The organism is Streptomyces sp. NPDC005181 (assembly GCF_040608395.1).
Classification (GTDB): Bacteria; Actinomycetota; Actinomycetes; order Streptomycetales; family Streptomycetaceae; genus Streptomyces.
The window spans coordinates 1-20645 of the sequence record NZ_JBEXID010000051.1 but is presented as its reverse complement, the minus strand read 5'-3'; the positions used below and the strand labels follow the sequence as shown (position 1 = coordinate 20645).

The window sequence follows — 20645 nt, the reverse complement described above, 5'->3', positions numbered from 1 at the left end:
CTGTTCGCCGGGCCCCGGCGGCACCATCCGGAGCGCGACTGCCCCCACGCGGACCCTCAGTTCGGCAGTACGTACCCCAGCGCCTGGACGGCCTTGCGGAAGGCGGGGAGGTCGTCGGGGCGTACGGCGAGGTGGCGTTCGCCGAGCGGGGTGCACAGGCGGCGCAGTGTGCGGTCGCCGACCAGGAGCAGGGCGAGCGCGTGGTCGGCGCACTCGACGAGGTGGAGGGGGCCGAGGTCGGTGAGCTTTCCGGCGCGGGCCTCGACGTCGGCGAGGAGGACGGCCACCGTGTCGGGCAGCGTGTGGTCGCTGCGGGAGGTGAGGAACTCGCGCAGTTCGCGCAGGGTGCGCCCGGCGTCGAGGGCGGCGAGCAGGGAACGGGAGTCGAGCTGCCAGACGCGGTCGGCGGTGTGCTCGGCGTAGGCGGAGAGCAGGAGTTCGTCAGCGGCGGGCAGTCCGTCGGGAGCGATGACGTCGAAGTTGCCGAGGACCTTGATGCGGCGGCCGTCGCTGCTGTCCGGGGTGCGCGGTGAGGGGATGTAGGTGCCGGCTGCGCCGGTGGCGTAGGCGCCGAGCGGGTTGAGGCGCAGGGCGAGCAGGCCGTCGTAGCGGGTGAGGTAGTCCAGGTCGTCGGCGCCCCACTGATCGTGGTAGTCGGCGCGCGCCCCGGCGGGGGCGGTGTGGCGGACGTCGATCAGACCGAGGGTGGCGGCGTACTCGAAGAGGACGGCCAGGGTGTAGCGACCCTGGAGGAGGGGCCAGTCGCCGTATCCGGCGTAGCCCATGCTGCCGTATTCCGCGTCCACCAGGTACAGGCGCCACTGGGCGCGTTCGCTGCGGGCGATCGCGAAGCCGTTGCCGCTTGAGCGGACCCGGTCGAAGAAGGCGTCCGCCTCCTCCCACTCTCCCTCGGCGGCCCTGGCGAGGGTGGCGGCGACGGCCTGGCGGCGGGGTTTGACCGCGGTCAGGACGTTCGCCGCGCGCTGCCCCTTGATCTCCTCGCAGCGCGAGAACTCGTCGATGACGCCCCGCGTGATCCACTTCTGCCACAACAGGCGGATCGTGTCGTGGGCGGGTTTGGTGAGCGCGGTCCGGCCGCGCACGGTGAGTTGGAGCTTGCTGCCGGACAGCTCGGCCAGACCCCCGGCCTGCAACAGCAGTGGCCATGCATACGCGGCGACGGGCTCGTGCGGGTAGAAGTCGCCGCCGGTCAGAACCTCGGCCACGACGGCGACCGTCGCCGCGGCCGGCCGCAGCGTCTTGGCGCTGCACCGCAGCTTGCCCGCAGCGCACAGCTGGAGCACCGCCCGGAGATCGGCCTGCGCGGCGTGCTCGGTCGGGCGGTCGATGGCGTCGAAGGCATCGGGCGCCTTCGCGGTCGTACGGTCGGTCATGTCGCTGCAGTCCTTCAGGTCATAGCGGCTTCAGGCAGGCCGTGGCGGGGCAGGCGCAAGGCTACGGCGTCGGTCAGGCGGCCAGGTCCAGTCCGGCCGGGGCCGTGCGGGAAACGGGACAAGGCCGAGGAAACGCCGGTAGGCAGCGTGCAGCCAGGCCGCCTCGGAGGCCGGCGGGAACACCAGGTCGGCGACGGCGATCTCACCGCTTCCGCCCTGCGCGGCCCGGCAGTACGCGGCCACCTCCGGGCGGCCGCAGGGGACACCGATCTCCGTGACCGTGACCAGCCGCCCCAGGAGGACGGCCTCCGCCGGCACGGCGATCACGTCCTCCAGGACGGTCTCCCATGCCCCGAGCTGCTCCTCCTCTCCGTAGGCGTCGACCAGCACCATGTCGACCACCGCGTCGAGGAGGCTTCCGAGCGCACCGTCGTTCATCGCGCGCTCCCCGGAACCCGGAACACCGGAACCGCCGCGGTCGGGGACGCCGGACTGGTAGGCGGGGAACGGCTGGCGTCTGGGCCGCGCACCCCCGAGACCTCCTGCCGCTCGCGAATGCGAACCGGACCGTCTGCCCCGCCATGCTCAAGTGCACTTCATTGCCCGCGAAGAGACGCTGCCCCTTACCTGCCGAGAGGAGACACCCAGGAGGAGCGACGGTCAGCGTCCCCGAACACCCTCCAGAGATCATGCCGGAGGTGGCGAGGATCCTGCTGAAAGCGCTCCTGGAGGCCCGGGATCGACAGCAGGACGATCAAGCCCCACTGCTGACGTCAAGCCCGCTCCGTAGCCAGAACCAAAGCAAGAAAGCGAACATTCTTATCATTCCGGGGACTTGAACCCCCACGGATTGGCGGCAACAAAACCGCAGGTCACAGCATGATCTATTTCTGTGCGACGAAGGGGCCGCATGGGCACACAGCTCCCACACAAGGAAAACCCCTGGTCAGCGCACCGACCAAGGGTTCTTCGCACGTGTCCGAGGGGGGATCGATACCAATACCCCACGGATCACGCCGCTTGTCACCGAGCTGGAGCTGCACGTTACCCCGTAACCCGCAATCGACCAGGCAGGAATGCCCGGTCGGCCGGTCTCGGATGCGGCCGCGGCTGCGGCTGCGGTCAGAGGACGATGTATCGAAGGCCCGCGGCCATGGTCTGGTTCGCCACACGGCTCTCCATGTCCCACGGGCGCTCCAGCAGCAGAGCACGCAGCATCTTGTGCTCGCGAAGGACCTCCACAACGCCACCGGCAGTTTCCCGGATCTCCGCGTCACGGGGGCTGAGGTGGTCCAGTGCTCGCAGCCGCTCCATCGGCGTACCCGCGCTCTCCGCCAAGACTCTCTCCTCCACCACTCACTGAATCGCCCTGGGACATGGTGGTCGGCGCATACACGCAACGATAGCGTCCGATGAGAACTGATCGCCTACGAGGCGAAGTTGGTGAGCAAGTGACTCTCAGTGTCCGGGTATGAGCATCGCCGTCCCGCGGCAAAGTTCGCTTCGGGCGGCGCGGTGCGCTTGCGATGTGGGGCGCTGCTGGTTGGGCGGCTCCTGACCTGGTCCTAGGTCGCTCGTCTGGGTGAGGAGAATCCTTCAAGCGGACGACAATCCGCCGCCTGGAGCCCCATGCTGACCTTGTCTCATCCGGCAGCATCATGCGATCCGTCGCCGTACGCACCCGTGGAGAGAGCGCGTGTCTCACCTCATGCCCCCAGATGCCCCCGATGCAATCGAGGGCGTCATCGACCATGTGCTGCATGTCAGTTACGACGAGCGCACGGTACTGCGGCTGACTACCACGATCGGCGACGAGGACAGCGTCACCGCGTTTGGCAAGGCGCTCTTCGGCGTGCAGCCCGGAGAGAGCTTGCGGCTGCGTGGCAAGTGGACCCAGCACGCCCGCTATGGGCGGCAGTTCGCGGCAGATCACTGCGAGCGCACGGTGCCCGCCGACGAGCGGGCCATCCGCCTCTATCTTGCCTCGGGAATGATCCGCGGGATTGGCCCGGTGCTCGCCTCCGCGATCGTGGACGCCTTCGGCGAGCAGACCCTGAAGATCATCGACGCCGAACCGCAACGCCTGCTGGACGTCCACAACATTGGTGCCATCCGGCTGGCGCGTATCACGGAGGCCTGGCAGGAACAGAAGGCCATCGCCGAGATCATGGTGTTCCTCCAGGGGTTGGGCATCACCCCCACCCTCGCGGTGAAGATCTACACCACCTACGCCGAGGCCGACGACGACCCGATGGACATCGTCCGCCGTACCCCCTACCAGCTGTGCCGGGACGTGCGCGGCATCGGCTTCGCTAACGCCGACAAGATCGCTCTTGCCGTCGGTGTCCCCAAGCACAGCCATGCACGCCTCAAAGCCGCGCTGATCCATGAACTGGACGAGGCCGGCGGACAGGGCCACTGCCATCTGCCGACACGCGTACTGATCACCCGCACCCGGCACCTCCTGACCGACGACGACCCCGCGAGCGCCGAGATCCTCGACAACGTGGTGCTGCGCCATGCCCTCCAATCGCTGTGCGCCGAGGGCGAGGTGGTCATCGAGACGCTGCCGCTGCCGGTCAAGGACGGTGCTGATGCGGTAGCGGACACCGAGATCGCCCAGCTCCCGCACCGGCACAAGGACGAGACGCAGCTCGCCTGGCACGTACGCCGCCTCATCGCTTCTTCCTCACACCTGGCCGACCTCGCCCCCTGGGACGAGCGCCTGGCTCCTCTTTCCACCGCCGAGACAGCCGGACTGACCGAGGAGCAACATCAAGCGATCCGCACTGCTCTCACTCGACCCCTTTCCGTCCTGACCGGCGGACCGGGCTGCGGCAAGACCCACACCCTGTGCACCCTCGTCGAGATCGCGGATGATGTTGGGGCGATGGTCGCGCTGGCCGCCCCGACCGGAAAGGCGGCCAAGCGGCTGGAGGAAACCTGCGGGCAGAGCGCGATGACCGTGCACCGGCTTATCCGCCCGCCCGACGGTGACTCCCTCTTCGACCACGCCAGCGCCCTGGAAGCAGCCGACCTGGTGGTCGTCGACGAGGCGTCCATGCTCGATCTCAACCTGGCCCGCCGACTCCTCTCCGCCGTCCGCGACGGCTGCCACCTGCTGCTGGTCGGCGACATCGACCAGCTGCCCAGCGTCGGCCCGGGCCGCGTCCTGCGCGACCTACTCGATGTCGAGGCCATCCCGCGCACCCGCCTCACCAAGGTCTTCCGTCAGCAAGACGACAGCGCCGCTATCGTGATCAACGCACACCGCATCCTGCGCGGTGAACTGCCCCAGGACGATCCGAAGGTGTTCTGGAACCGCCCCGTACCCGCCGCGGAGGACATCGCCCGACGCGTGGTGGAACTGGTCACGGAACAGATGCCGCACCACTTCCGTATCAGTCCGCAGGACATCCAGGTCCTGTGCCCGGGCAAGAAGAACATCGCCGGTATGACCGACCTCAACCTGCGCCTGCAGCACAGCCTCAACCCGCCGTCGGATACCAAGCCCCAGCACTACCACGGCGGATCGGTCTTCCGTCTTGGCGACCGTGTCCAGCAGGTCCGCAACAACCCCCACCGAGGTGAGACGGGCGTCTTCAACGGCACGAGCGGAACCGTCACCGCCGTCGACCTCGAAGCCCACCAGCTCGCCGTCACCTTCACCGACGGCGAGGCGGCCACCTACCCCTTCGCCGACCTCGACGAACTCGTCCACGCCTACGTGCTGACCGTCCACCGCTCCCAGGGCAGCGAGTACCCCTACGTCGTCATCCCCATGATCAGCGCTGCCGGAATGCCGCTGCTCCAGCGCAACCTGCTCTACACCGCTGTGACCCGCGCCCGCCACGGCGTCCTGCTCATCGGCCAGAAGGAGGCCGTCGAACGAGCCGTGGCCAACAACCACACGCAACGCCGCAACACCGCCCTCACCTACCGCATCACCCACGCCGCAGGCGCTGTGCCAGGCCCTCGCTCCAAGACGCCATCCGGTCAACTCGCCTGGGACTGAGCGACCGCAGAACACTGCTCGCTCAAACTCGTTGTCCGAGGGGGATCGATTCCCGTGCTCCACGAACCACGCCGCTGGCGGCAGAGCTGGACCTTGCCCTCGTAGGCGGGAGCGAATGCGCACCGCTTCGCCGGTGGATGTCGGCCCGCTACCCCATATGAGTCGGCGGTTCAGTTGTCGAGCGCGGGAATCAACTGTCCGGCGGTGGCCTCCGACAGGAGGCTTTGCGTACTGGGATGCCGCTGGTAGACAGCGTTGATCTCCCGGGATGCGGCCGCCTCGTCATGGGGCAGCGCGAACTGTCGAGCGACAGCGTGCCTGAACGCGTCGGCAAGGTCTCCGTCCAGGTCGACGACGCGCAGGGCCTCGACGATGCCCGTCCCTGAATCAACGAGCACCATGTGGACCGGGAAAGGCTCTCCTGCCCGACCCGGCACCCCGACAATGCGGTCGCGCTGCCGGTGGGCCTCCCAGGGCGAGTCTCCCCAGCCGAGAGACGTGGGCTGGTCCCCCGAGCTCGGCAAGGTTTCGAAGCGATGGCACCACATGAGATGCCTGTCGCCCGGAACGACAGCGAACGCCGCCACCCCAGTGTTGAACGCAGCCCGCTCGCTGGACGCGAGGCCGTCGAACGCGTAGATGATCTCTACGTACGCCTCATTGAGCACGAGATTGGCTGCGGATTTCGGCCAGTTGACCTGCTTCGAGTAGGGAGCGCCTACCTCCAGTGTGTATCCCATGATCTGCCCCTCCCGGCCTGTGGCACCAGACCGGCTGATCGGTTCTCAGAATGGTGTCGACTCGCCATGCGGCGGCGGCACACGGTCGTCCGTGCTTCGGTCAGCGGTTGACCGGTCTGACGTCACCTCACCTCGTGGGTCACTGCCCGCCGGATGCGGTCTTGGTCCCTCCACCGTGTTTGGTCATACGGGGCCGGCATCGGATACGGACGGCACCGTGGGTGAATGCCGGGTCGGTGGCCTTGCTCGACCAGACGTACGCCTCGCCGGGGCCGAGCCGGGCCAACTGCTCGGCGGTGAGTCCGGACAGGGCTGCGTTCGCCTTTTGCAGGTGTTTCAGCCAGGCCGGGGACGTGAATTTGTGCAGGATTACGTGGTTGGACAGCTCAATCAGTTGGACAGGAACGGAGGGTGGGTCCTGACTCGCCACAAGGATGCTCATGCCCTTGTGGCGCATCTCGCGGACCGTCTCGACGAGACCGGCAACGAGGTCGGGGCTGTCGATGTACTTGTGCGCTTCGTCGAAGACGACCAGCTTGTTGAAGCGGCGCTCGCCGTCCCGGGCGTCGGCGAAGAGCTGCATGAGGACGACGAATAGGCCGAGAGCGTCGTCCTTCTCGATGAGATCGTCACGCAGGTCGACGATGATGAGTCGGCCGGGTCGGATTTGGCTGGTGAGCCGGACGCTGTCGTCGATGTATTCCTCGGCGAGCTCGAGCCGGTCCTCGGCGAGATCTTTGATGTGGTCCGGCATCCGTGAGTCGGCCAGTTCTTGACGAATCGCGTCGAGGCTCAGGTCGTTGCGCCGCTTACGGATGGCCTTGGCGATCTGCTTGATGTACGTGGACCGGTTTCCGACGGCGCCAAGGAGGAATTTCCAGTGTTCCGCCTTGAGTTCGGCCGAGGAGAAGGCCAGAGGTTGTACCTCGATCCCGGGGTAGTCCGCGCGGCGGTCGTCCACCTGCCCCTCCGGCGCGAGAGGTAGGACGTCGGTCAGGGCGCGCGGTTCTGCCCCGTAGCGTTCCTTGAGGGCAGCGAGCTGGGCGCTGTCGTCATTGGGATGCACCATCGAAGTGAATTCAGGCGCATAGTCCTGGGCCTTGCTGTAGTGGAAGACCACGGTGGCCAGCGGGTGCGGGAGGTTGTTGACCGGCGGGGCCGGCAGGGAAGCCGCCTCGATGATGCTGCCCAGGGTGTAGCTCTTGCCGCCCCCCTGGACTCCGAAGAGACTGATCGTATGGGTCTCGTCGAGGTCGAGGGCGATCGTGCGGCCGGCGACCTCGCCCAGCACGCCGTACTGTGGTGAGGGGCGGGTGACTCCGAGGAAGATCGCGGGCAGCACGGCTCCGGTGACGGGTGGTGCAGTAAGACTTGGAGCGTCGATGGTGGGCGCGTCGTGGAAGCCACTCGGGTTGAGCTTCATGGCCGCACGCGAGGGCTGATCGACGGACTTAGGTGTCGGGGCAGCCGCATCTTGTTCGCGCTCATCTGCCATCGGGTACTGCGGCTCCGGAGGCGCGACAGCGTTGGGTGCGGGAACGCTGGGCGTTGCCGACCCCAGCTCGCCTTCCGATACCGACGCACTCCCCTCCGCAGGGGGTTGCGGGGTAGCGGCCTGGCCCGGATCAAGCTCTGTGCCCCTCGCAGGCCTTCTGACTACTTGGCCCGCTACCTCTCCCTTCCCATCGTTCGCGACCGCAGGGTCTTGCGCGCGGAATGCCGCGTCAGCTAGGCGCGGGACGGAGGGTCGCAGCAGCGCCAGGGTAGGCGCGGTGGCCGCTCCGTCCGGCTCCGGTACCTGGTCGGCCTTGTCCTCCGAGACACCACCGTCCGAGGAGTCCGGCACGCCGGGCCGCACCGTTGGGATTGCCTGGACCAGTTCATCGATCAGGTCGCTGCCGATCCGATGGAACTCCACTCCGTCGTCAGTTTCCCGGTCCGTTCCGGTCCGGGCGAGGTCGAAGATCAGTCCGCTCCGGGTGAACTGCAGTCGGTAGCCATCGTCGAGGCTGTCAAGCAGTTGGTGTGCGGCCATGCGGGTGGTCTGGTTCAAGGTGCCGTGGCGGGCGGCCCGCTCCAGGTAGAAGCTGAGCATGGAGTCAAGAGCGAGGTTCTTGACCGGACGGTCGACGCGGTCGGGTGTGCTGAGGGCAGGGTCGAAGGACTCGGCAAGGACGATCTGGCTGCGTGCCAGTTGTCGGCCGACCTTGGTCTTGAGGCGCTGGTATGCGCCGATGTCGTCGAGCGCGGTGTAGCACTTCACTTCGACGAGGCGGCAGGTGATGATCCGCTCTCCTACATCGAGATGGAAGAGAGCGAGATCGCTGCGCTGGAAGGAGAGGGCATCACCGAATTCTCGTGCATGGCGGCGGGCTTCGGCGTAAAGCTCGGGGTGCGCGTCAAGGGGGACGACGATCTGGTTGTGCAGGACGTCCTGGTAGTCCAGGTAGAGGCGGGCCAGGGACAAGCCGAGCACGAGAGCCTGCTGGACATCGAGGACGTCACGCTCGGCTACACCACCACGATGCGCTGGAACACCCAGGACAAGTGGATCGTCTCGAAGAAGCTCGCCCACACCCCGCTCATCGGCGACGAGACTTTCGCCCGCGCCCAGGACGTACTCGCCAGCCGCGCCCGAAAAGGGGCACCCCACGAAGAGCACCGCACCAGGAACGTCTGTCTCTTCCGCGGACGTATCGCCTGCGCCGCCTGCTCTCGCCGGATGCAGGGCCAGTGGTCTCATGGCGAGGCTTACTACCGGTGCCGCTTCCCTGAGGAATACGCCCTCGCCAACCGCGTTCAGCATCCCCGCAACGTCTACCTCCGCGAGGCGTGGATCATCCCGCCCCTCGACGCCTGGCTGGCGAAGATCTTCTTGCCTCACCGTCTCGACGAAACCATCGACCTCATGGCCGCCTGTGCCCCGGACCGCACAGGCGAGAGTTCCACCGCCGCCGCAGCCCGGGCCGTCATCACCGCATGCGACACCAAGCTGGCCACCCATCGCGCAGCACTCGAAGCAGGGGCCGACCCCGCCCTGATCACCTCATGGATCGCCGAGACCCAGGCCCGCCGCGCCACGGCCGAAGCGGAATTGCGTACCGCCACCAACACGCCGACGGGCCGCATGACCCGAGACGAGATCGCCCGGCTCGTTCGGTCCATCAGCGATCTGGCCTCCGTCATCCGCCAGGCCGACCCCGTGGACAAGGCCGAGATCTACCGGCAGGTAGGGCTACGGCTCACATTCGCCCCCGGCCAGACGACAGTGCGGGTCGAGATCCATCTCGAACCGCACCACCAGAAAAACGACAAAACCCCACCGCTTCAAAGAAGCCGTGGGGTAATGGTTGGTGTCCGAGGGGGGACTTGAACCCCCACGCCCGATAAAGGGCACTAGCACCTCAAGCTAGCGCGTCTGCCATTCCGCCACCCGGACCAGGTGATCGGCCCCGGTCTCCCGCGGCGACAAAGCAAACAATACCAGGGGTTTGGGGTGCCTCTCATCTGCATATTCGGTGGTCAGTGCGGTGTGGTGAGCACGCTCGAGGGACCCGGGATGCATCGCATATGCTCCGGAGTCGTCCGCGTACGCGCAGTGCACCAGAGGTTCACCGGGCGGCATACGGGCCCTGCGGGGGCGGCCGGGCTACCTTCGCGGACATGAGTGATCGCGGCTATCGGCGGCCCCGGGCGCTGTCCCCCCTGCGTGAGCATCTGCGCGATACGTTCTGGTTCGCTCCGACGGTGGGACTGCTGTGCTCCTTCGCGCTGTGGTGGGGCGTCTCGGCGCTCGATGCGGAGATCGTCACGCACCTGAAGGACGAGCAGGCGTACGAGGAAGTCGGCGATCTGATCAGGTTCGCCGACGACGCCAGGACCATCGTCACCACCATCAGCTCGGCGATGATGACCTTCATCGGCGTCGTCTTCAGCATCTCGCTGGTGGCTGTGCAGATGGCGAGCGGTCAGCTCACGCCACGGGTGGTGAGGATCTTCGTCAGGAGCCGGATCAGCAAGCTGACGCTGACGGTGTTCCTGGCGACGTTCTCGTTCTCGCTGCTGGTGCTGACCTCGTACGAGAGCGAGAGCGACCCGCGGCGGGTCACGTCCGTGCCGCTGCTGCAGAGCATGCTGACGCTGGCCATGGTGGGCCTGAGTCTGTTGCTGTTCATCGCGTACGTGAGCTCGACCCTGCGGCTCATGCAGGTGGGGCCGGTCGTCGATCGCATCACCCGTGAGTGCCTGCGGGTGCTCGGGCGGATGCCCGGTGGGGTGTGGGAGGAGTTGCCGCTCGGGCCGGAGACCGCTCGGATCGCGTACTCGAAGCGGGCGGGAGTGCTGCGCGAGGTGAACGTGGCGCGGCTGGTGCGGGCTGCCCGGCGGCAGGGGGTGGTGGTGCGGCTGATCCCGCGGATCGGGGACTTCGTGGTGCCGGGCACGCCGGTACTGGCCGTTCATGGTGGGGCCGCTCCGCCACGGCGGATGCCGAGGTACACGATCTCGGTGGGAGTCGAGCGCACGCCGCACCAGGATCTGGCCTTCGGACTGCGTCAGCTTTCGGACATCGCGCTGCGGGCCCTGTCCCCGGCGGTGAACGATCCCACCACTGCCGTGCAGTGCCTGGACCGGATCGTGCAGTTGCTGGCCGCCATGGTGCACCTGCCGCTCGGGGCGGTGCAGCACCGGGACAGGGCGGGTGCGGTGCGGCTTGTGCAGGACGGGCCGGAGTGGACCGATCTGGTGGATCTTGCCTTCGAGGAGATCCGGTGGTGTGCGACGAGGAGTCCACAGGTGTCCCGGCGGATGCTGGCCGGGATCGACGATGTGGTGGCGCTGGCTCCGGAGGACCGGAAGGGCGCGCTGGTCAGGCACCGTGAACTCCTGGTGAAGGCCGTGGAGCGCACGGTGCCCGACGTCGGCGAGCGGGAGTTCGCGCTCTTTCCCGATCGTCAGGGGATCAGGTGAGGCGGGTGTTCCTCCTGGGAGTTACGGCATCAGGTGGTAGTCCGGGAAGTTGCCGGGGAGACGCTCCCCTGCCGGGCCGTCCGTCACCGCCCTGACCAGCAGTTCGCCGCCCACGAAGGCCCCGCGCCAGGACGCGCCGAAGCCGCCGAAGAGTTCGTCCCGGTCGCCTCGGGAGCGGGGGGTGCCGTGGCCGGTCTTGAACGCGCGGATCTGTGGAGCCAGGCGCTCGTACGTTGCCGGGTCGTCGGTCGAGAGCGTGGCCACCAGGGCGCCGTTCGAGGCGTTCATGGCAGCCAGGAGTTCCGCCTCCGTGTCGACGAGGACGATCGTGTCGACCGGGCCGAACGGTTCCGCGTGGTGGAGCGGGGAGGACGGGGGCGGGTTGAGGAGCGTGACCGGGTGGAGGTACGCGCTGGTGTCCTGACCCGGGAGGAAGTGTGCGTCGGCCGTCGATCCTCGGTGGAGGGGGATCGCGCCCCGGTCGATGGCCTCCGCCACCTGATCGGCCAGTTCCTTGGCCTTCGCCGCGTTGATCAGCGGGCCGAAGTCCAGGGTGGGGAGCGGGGCTGTCGGGTCCGCCACCGCCAGGGGGTGGCCGGTGCGGAGTGAGCGGACGGCGGGGAGGTAGGCCGACAGGAACTCGTCGAACGCGCTGCGCTGGACGACGAAGCGGGGGTATGCGGTGCACCGCTGCTTGCCGTAGTCGAAGAGCTTCGGGATGACGGCGGTCAGGGACGGCCAGTCCGTGAAGTTCCAGATGCCCCAGGTGTTGAGACCTTCCTGTTCGAGGATGTGCCGTTTGCCGAGGTCGGCGACTTCGGTGGCGATACGGGCCCCGGTGTCCCGGCCGCCGACGAAGGAGACGCAGCCGATCTCCGCCGAGCGGACGAGAGGCGCGGAGAGTTCACGTCCGCTGCCGCTGAGGAGGGTGAGCGGGATGCCCTCGCGGGCGGCGAGGGCGCAGGCCAGCGTGAGACAGGCGACGCCGCCGTCGGTCGGGGTCTTGGCGATGACCGCGTTGCCGGCCAGGGCCTGTACGAGCATGGCGTGGACCAGCACGGACATGGGGTAGTTCCAGCTGGCGATGTTCGAGACCGGGCCGGGGAGCGGGGTGCGGTCGGCGAGGAGGCGGTCGATGTTGTCGACGTACCAGCGGACACCGTCGATCGCGCGGTCCACGTCCGCCTGGGCGAGGCGCCAGGGTTTGCCGATCTCCCAGACGAGGAGGAGGGCGAGCAGTTCCCGGTGCTCGGTGAGCGCGTCGAGGGTGGCGGATACGCGGGCGCTGCGCTCGGCCAGCGGGATGTGGCGCCAGGCACGGTGCTGGTCGAGGGAGGCCCGGACCGCCTGTTGGGCGGTCCGGGCGTCCAGGCGGGGCGGGCCGGCGATGGGGGTGCCGTCGACGGGGCTGGTGGCGGGGAGGGGGCGGCCGTCCTGCTGCCAGGACGAGGCCCAGAGGTTGAGGACCTGGTCGGCCCGGAACGCCTCGGGGGCGGTGGTGAGGCAGCGTTGCCAGGCGTCCGACCAGGCTGTGCCTGGTTTGAGGGTGAGGGTGGGGGCGTGGGCGCTGATGGGTGGGGTCGGTGCCATGGAAGTCTCCGCTCTCGGTGCACAGTCGGGGCGGGAGGTGGGACGACTCTCTCCTACCGGACGGTAGTGAAGCCGGTGTGGGGAAGGCAGGGGTGTTGCCTCAGTGGTGAGGGACGTCACGCGGTTGAGGGTGGAAGTCGGAGGCCAGGTGGGGGTGAGGGTCGGGAACGGGTGCGGGGCGGGTGCCATGGTCGCGGGGTGGGCGCCTGCGGCGGGCCTTCCCCTACCCGCCCCTTCCCGAAACCGGGGCTCCGCCCCGCACCCCGGTCCTCAATCGCCGGACGGGCTGGATCGTCGCCCGGACGCGTTGGGTGGTGCCGACCGCCTGGATATGCCGACTTAGCCGGATGTGCCCGACGGGCTGGGTATCCCCAGCTGCTGCCGTACCAGCCTGGCCGTCTCCGTCGGCGTGGCGCCGACCGGCACCCCTGCCGCCTCCAGTGCCTTCTGTTTTGCCTCCGCCGTGCCCGAGGAACCCGACACGATCGCGCCCGCGTGGCCCATCGTCTTGCCCTCGGGGGCCGTGAAGCCCGCGATGTAGCCGATCACCGGCTTCGTGATGTGCTGCGCGACATAGGCCGCCGCTCGTTCCTCCGCGTCGCCGCCGATCTCGCCGATGAGGACGATGAGTTCCGTGTCGGGGTCGTTCTCGAACGCCGTCAGGCAGTCGATGTGCGTGGTGCCGATGACCGGGTCGCCGCCGATGCCCACCGCCGATGTGAAGCCGATGTCGCGCAGTTCGTGCATCAGTTGGTACGTCAGCGTGCCGGACTTCGAGACCAGGCCGATCCGCCCCGGCCCGGGCGCGATGTCGGCCGGGATGATGCCGGCGTTGGACTGTCCGGGGGTGATCACGCCGGGGCAGTTGGGGCCGATGATGCGGGTGCCGCGGGTACGGGCATGGGCGTGGAAGGCCACCGCGTCGTGGACCGGGATCCCTTCGGTGATGACCACGGCCAGGCCTATGCCTGCGTCGGCCGCTTCGATGACAGCCGCCTTGGCGAAGGGGGGCGGGACGAAGACCACCGTGACGTCCGCTCCGGTGGCGTCCATGCCTTCGCGTACGGAGCCGAAGACGGGGATCTCGGTGCCGTCGAGGTCGACCTTCCGGCCTGCCTTGCGCGGGTTGACGCCGCCTACGATCCGGGTCCCTGCCGCGAGCATTCTGCGGGTGTGCTTCATGCCTTCGGCGCCGGTCATCCCCTGGACGAGGACCTTGCTCTCCTTGGTGAGAAATATGGCCATGTCCGGACTCCTTAGGCTGCGTCGGCCAGTTGGGCTGCTCGGCGCGCTGCGCCGTCCATCGTGGTGACCTGCTCGACCAGGGGGTGCGCGTATGCGTCGAGGATCGCGCGGCCACGGGCGGCGTTGTTGCCGTCGAGGCGGACGACGAGGGGTTTGGTCAGACGTACGGACCGCAGTGCCTGGACGATGCCGTCGGCGACCGCGTCGCAGGAGGTGATGCCTCCGAAGACGTTGACGAAGACCGACTTCACCGCCGGGTCGGAGAGGATGACGGAGAGGCCGTCGGCCATGATGCCTGCCGAGGCGCCGCCGCCTATGTCCAGGAAGTTGGCCGGACGGGCGCCGCAGCCGGCGACGACGTCGAGGGTGGACATGACCAGTCCGGCGCCGTTGCCGATGATGCCGACCTCGCCGTCGAGTTTGACGTAGTTGAGATCCTTGGCCGCGGCTGCCGTCTCCAGTGGGTCGCCGTGCGGGTCATCGGTCTCTGTTCCCCAACGGGACTGACGGAAGTGGGCGTTGTCGTCGAGCGTCACCTTGCCGTCGAGCGCGAGGATCCGTCCGTCCGTCGTGCGGACCAGGGGGTTGACCTCGACCAGCAGGGCGTCCTCCCTGGTGAGTACCTGCCACAGACGCTGGAGTACGGGGACGGTCTCGGGCGGCAGGGCTGCCGCTGCGGCGATCTGCGCCGCCTTGCGTTCCGTCACTCCTTCGACGGGATCGATCGGGATGCGGGCCACCGCTTCCGGGCGGGTTGCGGCGACCTCCTCGATCTCCATACCGCCCTCCGCGGAGGCGATGGCGAGGAAGGTGCCGGTCGTTCGGTCGAGTACGTAACTGACGTAGAACTCGGCCTCGATTTCCACGGGTTGGGCGAGCATCACCGTCCGCACCGTGTGGCCCTTGATGTCCATGCCGAGGATCTGGCGCGTGGTCAGTTCAGCGGCCGCCGGGTCGGCCGCGATTTTCACTCCGCCCGCCTTGCCCCGGCCGCCCGTCTTCACCTGCGCCTTGACGACGACCCGGCCACCGAGCCGGCCCGCTGCTTCCTTTGCGTCGGCCGCGTGGTCGATGACCTCGGCCTCCGGTACCGCTATGCCGTGTTCTGCGAAGAGTTGCCGTGCCTGGTGCTCGTACAGATCCATAGCCACTCCCGATCGTGCCGATTGTGAAAGTGCCGCTCGCCCCCTGGACACCACCCACCGGATGCGGGATAACAAGTTTCATACAGTATTCGTCGACTGTATGCAATGTACCGCGGGAGCACGGCAATGGCTCCTGCACTCCCCTACGAAGGGACAGGACCGCCATGCCCGAGGACAGCCAGGAACTCATTTCCGGCGGGCACTTGGTCGCCAAGGCGTTGAAGGCGGAGGGGGTGGAGCGCATCTACACCCTCTGTGGCGGCCACATCATCGACATCTACGACGGCTGCGTCGACGAGGGCATCGAAGTCGTCGACGTACGCCATGAACAGGTCGCCGCGCATGCCGCAGACGGCTACGCGCGGATCACCGGCAAGCCGGGATGCGCCGTCGTCACCGCCGGACCGGGCACCACGGACGCGGTGACAGGCGTCGCCAACGCCTTCCGCGCCGAGTCGCCCATGCTGCTGATAGGCGGTCAGGGAGCACACAGCCAGCACAAGATGGGCTCGCTCCAGGACCTTCCGCACGTCGAGATGATGGCGCCCATCTCCAAGTTCGCCGCCACCGTGCCGGACACCGCCCGCGCCGCCGACATGGTGTCCATGGCCTTCCGCGAGTGCTACCACGGGGCACCCGGGCCTTCCTTCCTGGAGATCCCGCGCGATGTGCTGGACGCCAAGGTGCCGGTGTCGAAGGCCCGGGTGCCGGAGGCCGGGCAGTACCGGGCCTCGACCCGTACGGCCGGTGACCCCGAGGCCGTCGAGAAGCTCGCCGATCTCCTGGTGCACGCCGAGAAGCCGGCGATCCTGCTGGGCAGTCAGGTGTGGACGACCCGGGCGACGGACTCCGCCATCGAGCTCGTACGGACGCTCAATGTCCCCGCCTACATGAACGGGGCCGGGCGCGGCACGCTGCCGCCCGGCGATCCGCACCACTTCCAGCTGTCGCGGCGCTACGCCTTCTCCAACGCCGATCTGATCGTGATCGTGGGTACGCCGTTCGACTTCCGGATGGGCTACGGCAAGCGGCTCTCGCCCGACGCCACCGTCGTGCAGATCGACCTCGACTACCGCACCGTCGGCAAGAACCGGGACATCGATCTCGGGATCGTCGGCGATGCGGGGATGGTCCTGAAGGCGGTCACGGAAGCGGCAAGCGGGCGGCTCAACGGGGGTGCGGTCAAGCGCAAGGCATGGCTGGAGGAGCTGCGTGCCGCCGAACAGACCGCGATCGAGAAGCGGCTGCCCAGTCTGAAGTCGGATGCCTCGCCGATCCACCCGTACCGGCTGGTCAGCGAGATCAATGACTTCCTCACCGAGGACTCGATCTACATCGGGGACGGCGGCGACATCGTCACCTTCTCCGGTCAGGTCGTCCAGCCGAAGTCCCCCGGCCACTGGATGGACCCTGGGCCGCTGGGCACGCTCGGCGTCGGGGTGCCGTTCGTGCTGGCGGCGAAGCAGGCCCGGCCCGACAAGGAGGTCGTGGCGCTCTTCGGCGACGGCGCGTTCTCCCTGACCGGCTGGGACTTCGAGACGCTGGTCCGCTACAACCTCCCCTTCGTCGGGATCGTCGGCAACAACTCTTCGATGAACCAGATCCGTTACGGCCAGAAGACGAAGTACGGGGACGAGCGCGAGCGGGTCGGCAACACCCTGGGCGATGTCCACTACGACAAGTTCGCCCAGATGCTGGGCGGTTACGGCGAAGAGGTCCGCGACCCCGCCGACATCGCGCCGGCGCTGCAGCGGGCCCGGGAGTCCGGACTGCCGTCGCTGATCAACGTCTGGGTCGACCCCGACGCGTACGCCCCCGGAACCATGAACCAGACCATGTACAAGTAGCAGAGGAGCCGTTGGCATGACCAAAGCTCTTGAGGGCGTGCGCGTCCTCGACATGACGCACGTACAGTCCGGTCCCTCCGCCACCCAGCTGCTCGCCTGGCTCGGCGCCGACGTGGTGAAGCTCGAGGCGCCGAGCGGCGACATCACCCGCAAACAGCTGCGCGATCTGCCGGATGTCGACTCCCTCTACTTCACGATGCTCAACTGCAACAAACGGAGCATCACCCTCAACACCAAGAGCGAGCGCGGGAAGGAGATCCTCACCGAACTGATCCGTCGCTCGGATGTGATGGTGGAGAACTTCGGGCCCGGTGCCGTCGACCGGATGGGGTTCACCTGGGAGCGGATCCAGGAGATCAATCCGCGGATCGTCTACGCGTCCATCAAGGGCTTCGGCGAGGGTCCGTACACCAACTTCAAGGCGTACGAGGTCGTCGCCCAGGCCATGGGCGGGTCGATGTCCACCACCGGATTCGCGGACGGTCCGCCGCTCGCGACCGGTGCGCAGATCGGCGACTCCGGAACCGGCATCCACGCGGTCGCGGGCATTCTGGCCGCGCTGTTCCAGCGCGAGAACACCGGGCGCGGACAGCGCGTCAACGTCGCCATGCAGCATGCGGTGCTCAACCTGTGCCGCGTGAAGCTCCGTGACCAGCAGAGGCTGGCGCACGGGCCGCTGGCGGAGTACCCGAACGAGGACTTCGGCGACGAGGTGCCGCGCAGCGGCAATGCGAGCGGCGGCGGGCAGCCCGGATGGGCGGTGAAGTGCGCGCCCGGTGGGCCCAACGACTATGTGTATGTCATTGTGCAGCCCGTCGGATGGCAGCCGCTGGCCTCGCTGATCGGACGCCCGGAGCTGGTGGACGACCCCGAATGGGCGACGCCCGAGGCCCGGCTGCCGAAGCTCGACAAGATGTTCCAGCTCATCGAGGAGTGGTCCTCGACGCTCCCCAAGTGGGAGGTGCTGGAGCGGCTGAACGCGCACAACATCCCGTGCGGCCCGATCCTCTCCACCCAGGAGATCATCGAGGACGAGTCCCTGGTCGCCAACGAGATGGTCGTCCAGGTGGAGCACCCGGAGCGCGGCACGTTCACCACGGTCGGCTCCCCGCTGAAGCTCTCCGACTCCCCGGTGGATGTGGTGACTTCGCCGCTGCTCGGTGAGCACAACGAAGAGGTGTACGTCGGTGAGCTGGGCCTCGGCGACGAGGAGCTGCGGCTGCTGAAGACGAACGGAGTCATCTGAGCATGGTCGAATCACAGGACCGCGAGACCGTACGGGCGTTGCTCGAATCCGTCCGGGCCGCCGGGCGCAGTGCGCTCACGGCACCCGAGGGCAAGATCGTCGCGGATGCGTACGGGATCGCCGTGCCGGGCGAGGAGCTGGCGCAGGACGTCGACGAGGCGGTGGCCTTCGCGGACCGCCTCGGCGGGCCGGTCGTACTGAAGATCGTCTCCCCCGATGTGCTGCACAAGACGGATGCCGGCGGCGTCGTCGTAGGGGTGGAGGGCGGCGCTCAGGTGCGCGCCGCGTTCCACCACATCATCGAGAACGTACGGGCGTATGCGCCCGACGCGCGGATCGACGGCGTACAGGTGCAGCAACTGGTGCCACCCGGCCAGGAGGTCATCGTCGGCGCGGTCACCGACCCGACGTTCGGGAAGGTCGTGGCCTTCGGGCTCGGCGGCGTGCTGGTGGAGGTACTCAAGGACATCACCTTCCGCCTCGCCCCGGTCACTGCGGACGAGGCACTGTCGATGCTCGACTCGATCGGCGCGGCCGAGATCCTGCGCGGGGTGCGGGGTGCGGCGCCGGTGGACCGGTGGGCACTGGCCGAGCAGATCCGGCGGGTCTCCCAACTGGTCACCGATTTCGCGGAGATCGCGGAGGTCGACCTCAATCCGGTCATCGCTGCTCCGGACGGTGCGGTCGCGGCGGACATCCGGATCCTGCTGTCGACGGAGACGGTCAAGCCCCGGCGTACGTACCCGCGCGAGGAGATCCTCGCGTCGATGCGCCGGCTGATGGAGCCGCGCTCGGTCGCCGTGATCGGCGCCTCCAACGACCAGGACAAGATCGGCAATTCGGTGATGCGCAACCTCATCGACGGCGGTTTCTCCGGGGAGATCCATCCGGTGAACCCCCGGGCCGATGACATTCTGGGCCGCAAGGCGTACAAGAGTGTCACCGACGTTCCCGGTGAGGTGGATGTGGCGGTCTTCGCGATCCCCGCCAAGTTTGTGGCATCGGCGCTGGAAGAGGTGGGGCGCAAGGGGATCCCCAATGCGGTCCTCATCCCTTCCGGGTTCGCCGAGACCGGTGAACATGCGCTGCAGGACGAGATCGTGGCGATCGGCGAGCGGTACGGCGTACGGCTGCTCGGGCCGAACATCTACGGCTACTACTCGACGTGGCAGGACCTCTGTGCCACCTTCTGCACCCCGTACGACGTGAAGGGCGGGGTGGCGCTGACGTCGCAGTCCGGTGGCATCGGCATGGCCATCCTCGGTTTCGCCCGTTCGACGAAGACCGGTGTGTCGGCGATCGTCGGGCTCGGCAACAAGTCCGACATCGACGAGGACGACCTGCTGACCTGGTTCGGCGAGGACCCGAACACCGATTGCATCGCGATGCACCTGGAGGATCTCAAGGACGGGCGCGCGTTCGTCGAGGCGGCGCGGGCGACCGTGCCGAAGAAGCCGATCGTGGTACTGAAGGCCGGCCGTACCAGCGCCGGCGCGAAGGCGGCGGGTTCGCACACCGGTGCGCTGGCGGGCGACGACGCCGTGTACGACGACATCCTGCGCCAGGCGGGGGTGATCAGGGCCCCGGGGCTGAACGACATGCTGGAGTACGCGCGGGCGCTGCCCGTGCTGCCGACGCCGAAGGGCGACAACGTCGTCATCATCACGGGAGCGGGCGGCTCGGGAGTGCTGCTGTCCGACGCGATCGTCGACAACGGGCTCTCCCTCATGGAGATTCCGCCGGATCTGGACACGGCCTTCAAGGCGTTCATTCCGCCGTTCGGTGCGGCCGGCAATCCGATCGACATCACGGGCGGCGAGCCGCCGTCCACGTACGAGGCGACGATCCGCCTCGGCATGGAGGACCCCCGCATCCATTCGCTGGTCCTCGGCTACTGGCACACGATCGTCACTCCCCCGATGGTCTTCGCCGAGCTGACGGCGCGTGTGGTCGCGGAGTTCCGCGAGCGCGGGATCGAGAAGCCCGTGGTGGCGTCGTTGGCGGGCGACACCGAGGTGGAGGAGGCGTGCCAGTACCTCTTCGAGCACGGCGTCGTCGCGTACCCGTACACGACGGAGAAGCCGGTGGCCGTACTGGGCGCCAAGTACCGATGGGCGCGTGCGGCCGGACTGCTGGACGGTGATCGATGACCTGAGAGCGAGAGCTCGAACCCCGGGGTCTGCGGCGAACCACTCGGCCGCAGACCCCGGGCGACGCGAAGTGGGAACGGACAGGGGGCGCTGGCCAGACTTCTTCCACGCGAGGGGTTCGATCGATCATGACAACGACAGACATCTCCATATCCGTCCCCTTCAGGGAGGTGACGGACCGCAACGGCCGCGTGTACCGGCTCGGTGAGACCGACCGGGACATCATGCGGAGACCACGCTGGACCATGGTGCTCTTCCCATGGATCGGCATGATGGGCATCAGCTCGTCGGAGTACGCGTTCACC

The 20645-nt window shown here is 67.9% G+C and carries 14 protein-coding genes, 1 tRNA gene and 1 pseudogene; 7 read left to right on the top strand and 9 right to left on the bottom strand.

Annotated elements, in window-relative coordinates; genetic code table 11:
* Positions 1-56: 56 nt before the first annotated feature.
* The 3 genes from ABZV38_RS26955 to ABZV38_RS26945 form a co-directional block, all read right to left on the bottom strand.
* Positions 57-1394 (bottom strand): helicase-associated domain-containing protein, encoded by a 1338-nt coding sequence (locus ABZV38_RS26955; RefSeq protein ID WP_356331041.1) that lies wholly within the window; start codon positions 1392-1394, stop codon positions 57-59.
* Positions 1395-1424: 30 nt separating this feature from the next.
* Positions 1425-1832: a hypothetical protein gene (locus ABZV38_RS26950; protein ID WP_356331040.1), complete on the bottom strand. Its 408-nt coding sequence runs from the start codon at positions 1830-1832 to the stop codon at positions 1425-1427.
* Between the two features lie 684 nt (positions 1833-2516).
* Positions 2517-2732: a hypothetical protein gene (locus ABZV38_RS26945; protein ID WP_356331039.1), complete on the bottom strand. Its 216-nt coding sequence runs from the start codon at positions 2730-2732 to the stop codon at positions 2517-2519.
* A gap of 358 nt (positions 2733-3090) precedes the next feature.
* Between ABZV38_RS26945 and ABZV38_RS26940 the strand changes: the two genes are divergently transcribed.
* Complete coding sequence (locus tag ABZV38_RS26940) at positions 3091-5409, top strand: ATP-dependent RecD-like DNA helicase (RefSeq protein WP_356331038.1); 2319 nt, start codon at positions 3091-3093, stop codon at positions 5407-5409.
* Between the two features lie 170 nt (positions 5410-5579).
* On the opposite strand, the gene ABZV38_RS26935 is transcribed toward ABZV38_RS26940, so the two are convergent.
* Positions 5580-6149, bottom strand: coding sequence for a hypothetical protein (locus ABZV38_RS26935; RefSeq protein ID WP_356331036.1), 570 nt, complete (start codon positions 6147-6149; stop codon positions 5580-5582).
* 139 nt (positions 6150-6288) lie between these two features.
* Positions 6289-7572 carry a hypothetical protein gene (locus tag ABZV38_RS26930; protein WP_356331035.1) on the bottom strand — a complete coding sequence of 428 codons (1284 nt, stop codon included), beginning with the start codon at positions 7570-7572 and terminating at the stop codon, positions 6289-6291.
* A gap of 483 nt (positions 7573-8055) precedes the next feature.
* Between ABZV38_RS26930 and ABZV38_RS26925 the strand changes: the two genes are divergently transcribed.
* Positions 8056-9522, top strand: a complete 1467-nt coding sequence (locus ABZV38_RS26925) for a zinc ribbon domain-containing protein (RefSeq protein ID WP_356331034.1) — start codon at positions 8056-8058, stop codon at positions 9520-9522.
* Here ABZV38_RS26925 and ABZV38_RS26920 read toward each other — a convergent pair.
* Positions 9501-9588: transfer RNA gene (locus ABZV38_RS26920), tRNA-Leu, on the bottom strand. The two genes, ABZV38_RS26925 and ABZV38_RS26920, sit on opposite strands and share 22 nt — an antisense overlap.
* 224 nt (positions 9589-9812) lie before the next feature.
* On the opposite strand from ABZV38_RS26920, the gene ABZV38_RS26915 reads away from it, so the two are divergent.
* Complete coding sequence (locus ABZV38_RS26915) at positions 9813-11117, top strand: DUF2254 domain-containing protein (RefSeq protein WP_356331033.1); 1305 nt, start codon at positions 9813-9815, stop codon at positions 11115-11117.
* Positions 11118-11138: 21 nt separating this feature from the next.
* Here the strand turns inward: ABZV38_RS26915 and ABZV38_RS26910 are convergent, their stop codons facing one another.
* The 3 genes from ABZV38_RS26910 to sucC all read right to left on the bottom strand — a co-directional run bounded on the left by ABZV38_RS26910 (position 11139) and on the right by sucC (position 15097).
* On the bottom strand, positions 11139-12707 hold the full coding sequence (locus tag ABZV38_RS26910) for an aldehyde dehydrogenase family protein (protein ID WP_356331032.1): 1569 nt from the start codon (positions 12705-12707) through the stop codon (positions 11139-11141).
* A gap of 339 nt (positions 12708-13046) precedes the next feature.
* On the bottom strand, positions 13047-13952 hold the full coding sequence (gene sucD / locus ABZV38_RS26905; protein WP_356331031.1) for a succinate--CoA ligase subunit alpha: 906 nt from the start codon (positions 13950-13952) through the stop codon (positions 13047-13049).
* Positions 13953-13963: 11 nt separating this feature from the next.
* On the bottom strand, positions 13964-15097 hold the full coding sequence (sucC, locus tag ABZV38_RS26900) for an ADP-forming succinate--CoA ligase subunit beta (RefSeq protein ID WP_356331030.1): 1134 nt from the start codon (positions 15095-15097) through the stop codon (positions 13964-13966).
* Positions 15098-15261: 164 nt separating this feature from the next.
* On the opposite strand from sucC, the gene ABZV38_RS26895 reads away from it, so the two are divergent.
* From ABZV38_RS26895 to ABZV38_RS26880, 4 genes and pseudogenes are all read left to right on the top strand, one after another.
* Positions 15262-16944, top strand: coding sequence for a thiamine pyrophosphate-binding protein (locus ABZV38_RS26895; protein ID WP_356331029.1), 1683 nt, complete (start codon positions 15262-15264; stop codon positions 16942-16944).
* Positions 16945-16960: 16 nt separating this feature from the next.
* Positions 16961-18190, top strand: coding sequence for a formyl-CoA transferase (frc, locus tag ABZV38_RS26890; RefSeq protein WP_356331028.1), 1230 nt, complete (start codon positions 16961-16963; stop codon positions 18188-18190).
* A 2-nt stretch (positions 18191-18192) separates the two neighbouring features.
* Positions 18193-20340, top strand: a complete 2148-nt coding sequence (locus ABZV38_RS26885; RefSeq protein ID WP_356331027.1) for an acetate--CoA ligase family protein — start codon at positions 18193-18195, stop codon at positions 20338-20340.
* 128 nt (positions 20341-20468) lie between these two features.
* Positions 20469-20645 (top strand): annotated as a pseudogene (locus tag ABZV38_RS26880) (MFS transporter); the annotation flags it as partial.

What these genes read in the sequence shown, in the direction of transcription:
- ABZV38_RS26955 (WP_356331041.1), bottom strand. Translation starts at nt 1,394, where the DNA reads ATGACCGACCGTACGACCGCGAAGGCGCCCGATGCCTTCGACGCCATC.
- ABZV38_RS26950 (WP_356331040.1), bottom strand. Translation starts at nt 1,832, where the DNA reads ATGAACGACGGTGCGCTCGGAAGCCTCCTCGACGCGGTGGTCGACATG.
- ABZV38_RS26935 (WP_356331036.1), bottom strand. Translation starts at nt 6,149, where the DNA reads ATGGGATACACACTGGAGGTAGGCGCTCCCTACTCGAAGCAGGTCAAC.
- ABZV38_RS26930 (WP_356331035.1), bottom strand. Translation starts at nt 7,572, where the DNA reads ATGAAGCTCAACCCGAGTGGCTTCCACGACGCGCCCACCATCGACGCT.
- ABZV38_RS26925 (WP_356331034.1), top strand. Translation starts at nt 8,056, where the DNA reads ATGGAACTCCACTCCGTCGTCAGTTTCCCGGTCCGTTCCGGTCCGGGC.
- ABZV38_RS26915 (WP_356331033.1), top strand. Translation starts at nt 9,813, where the DNA reads ATGAGTGATCGCGGCTATCGGCGGCCCCGGGCGCTGTCCCCCCTGCGT.
- ABZV38_RS26910 (WP_356331032.1), bottom strand. Translation starts at nt 12,707, where the DNA reads ATGGCACCGACCCCACCCATCAGCGCCCACGCCCCCACCCTCACCCTC.
- sucD (WP_356331031.1), bottom strand. Translation starts at nt 13,952, where the DNA reads ATGGCCATATTTCTCACCAAGGAGAGCAAGGTCCTCGTCCAGGGGATG.
- sucC (WP_356331030.1), bottom strand. Translation starts at nt 15,097, where the DNA reads ATGGATCTGTACGAGCACCAGGCACGGCAACTCTTCGCAGAACACGGC.
- ABZV38_RS26895 (WP_356331029.1), top strand. Translation starts at nt 15,262, where the DNA reads ATGCCCGAGGACAGCCAGGAACTCATTTCCGGCGGGCACTTGGTCGCC.
- frc (WP_356331028.1), top strand. Translation starts at nt 16,961, where the DNA reads ATGACCAAAGCTCTTGAGGGCGTGCGCGTCCTCGACATGACGCACGTA.
- ABZV38_RS26885 (WP_356331027.1), top strand. Translation starts at nt 18,193, where the DNA reads ATGGTCGAATCACAGGACCGCGAGACCGTACGGGCGTTGCTCGAATCC.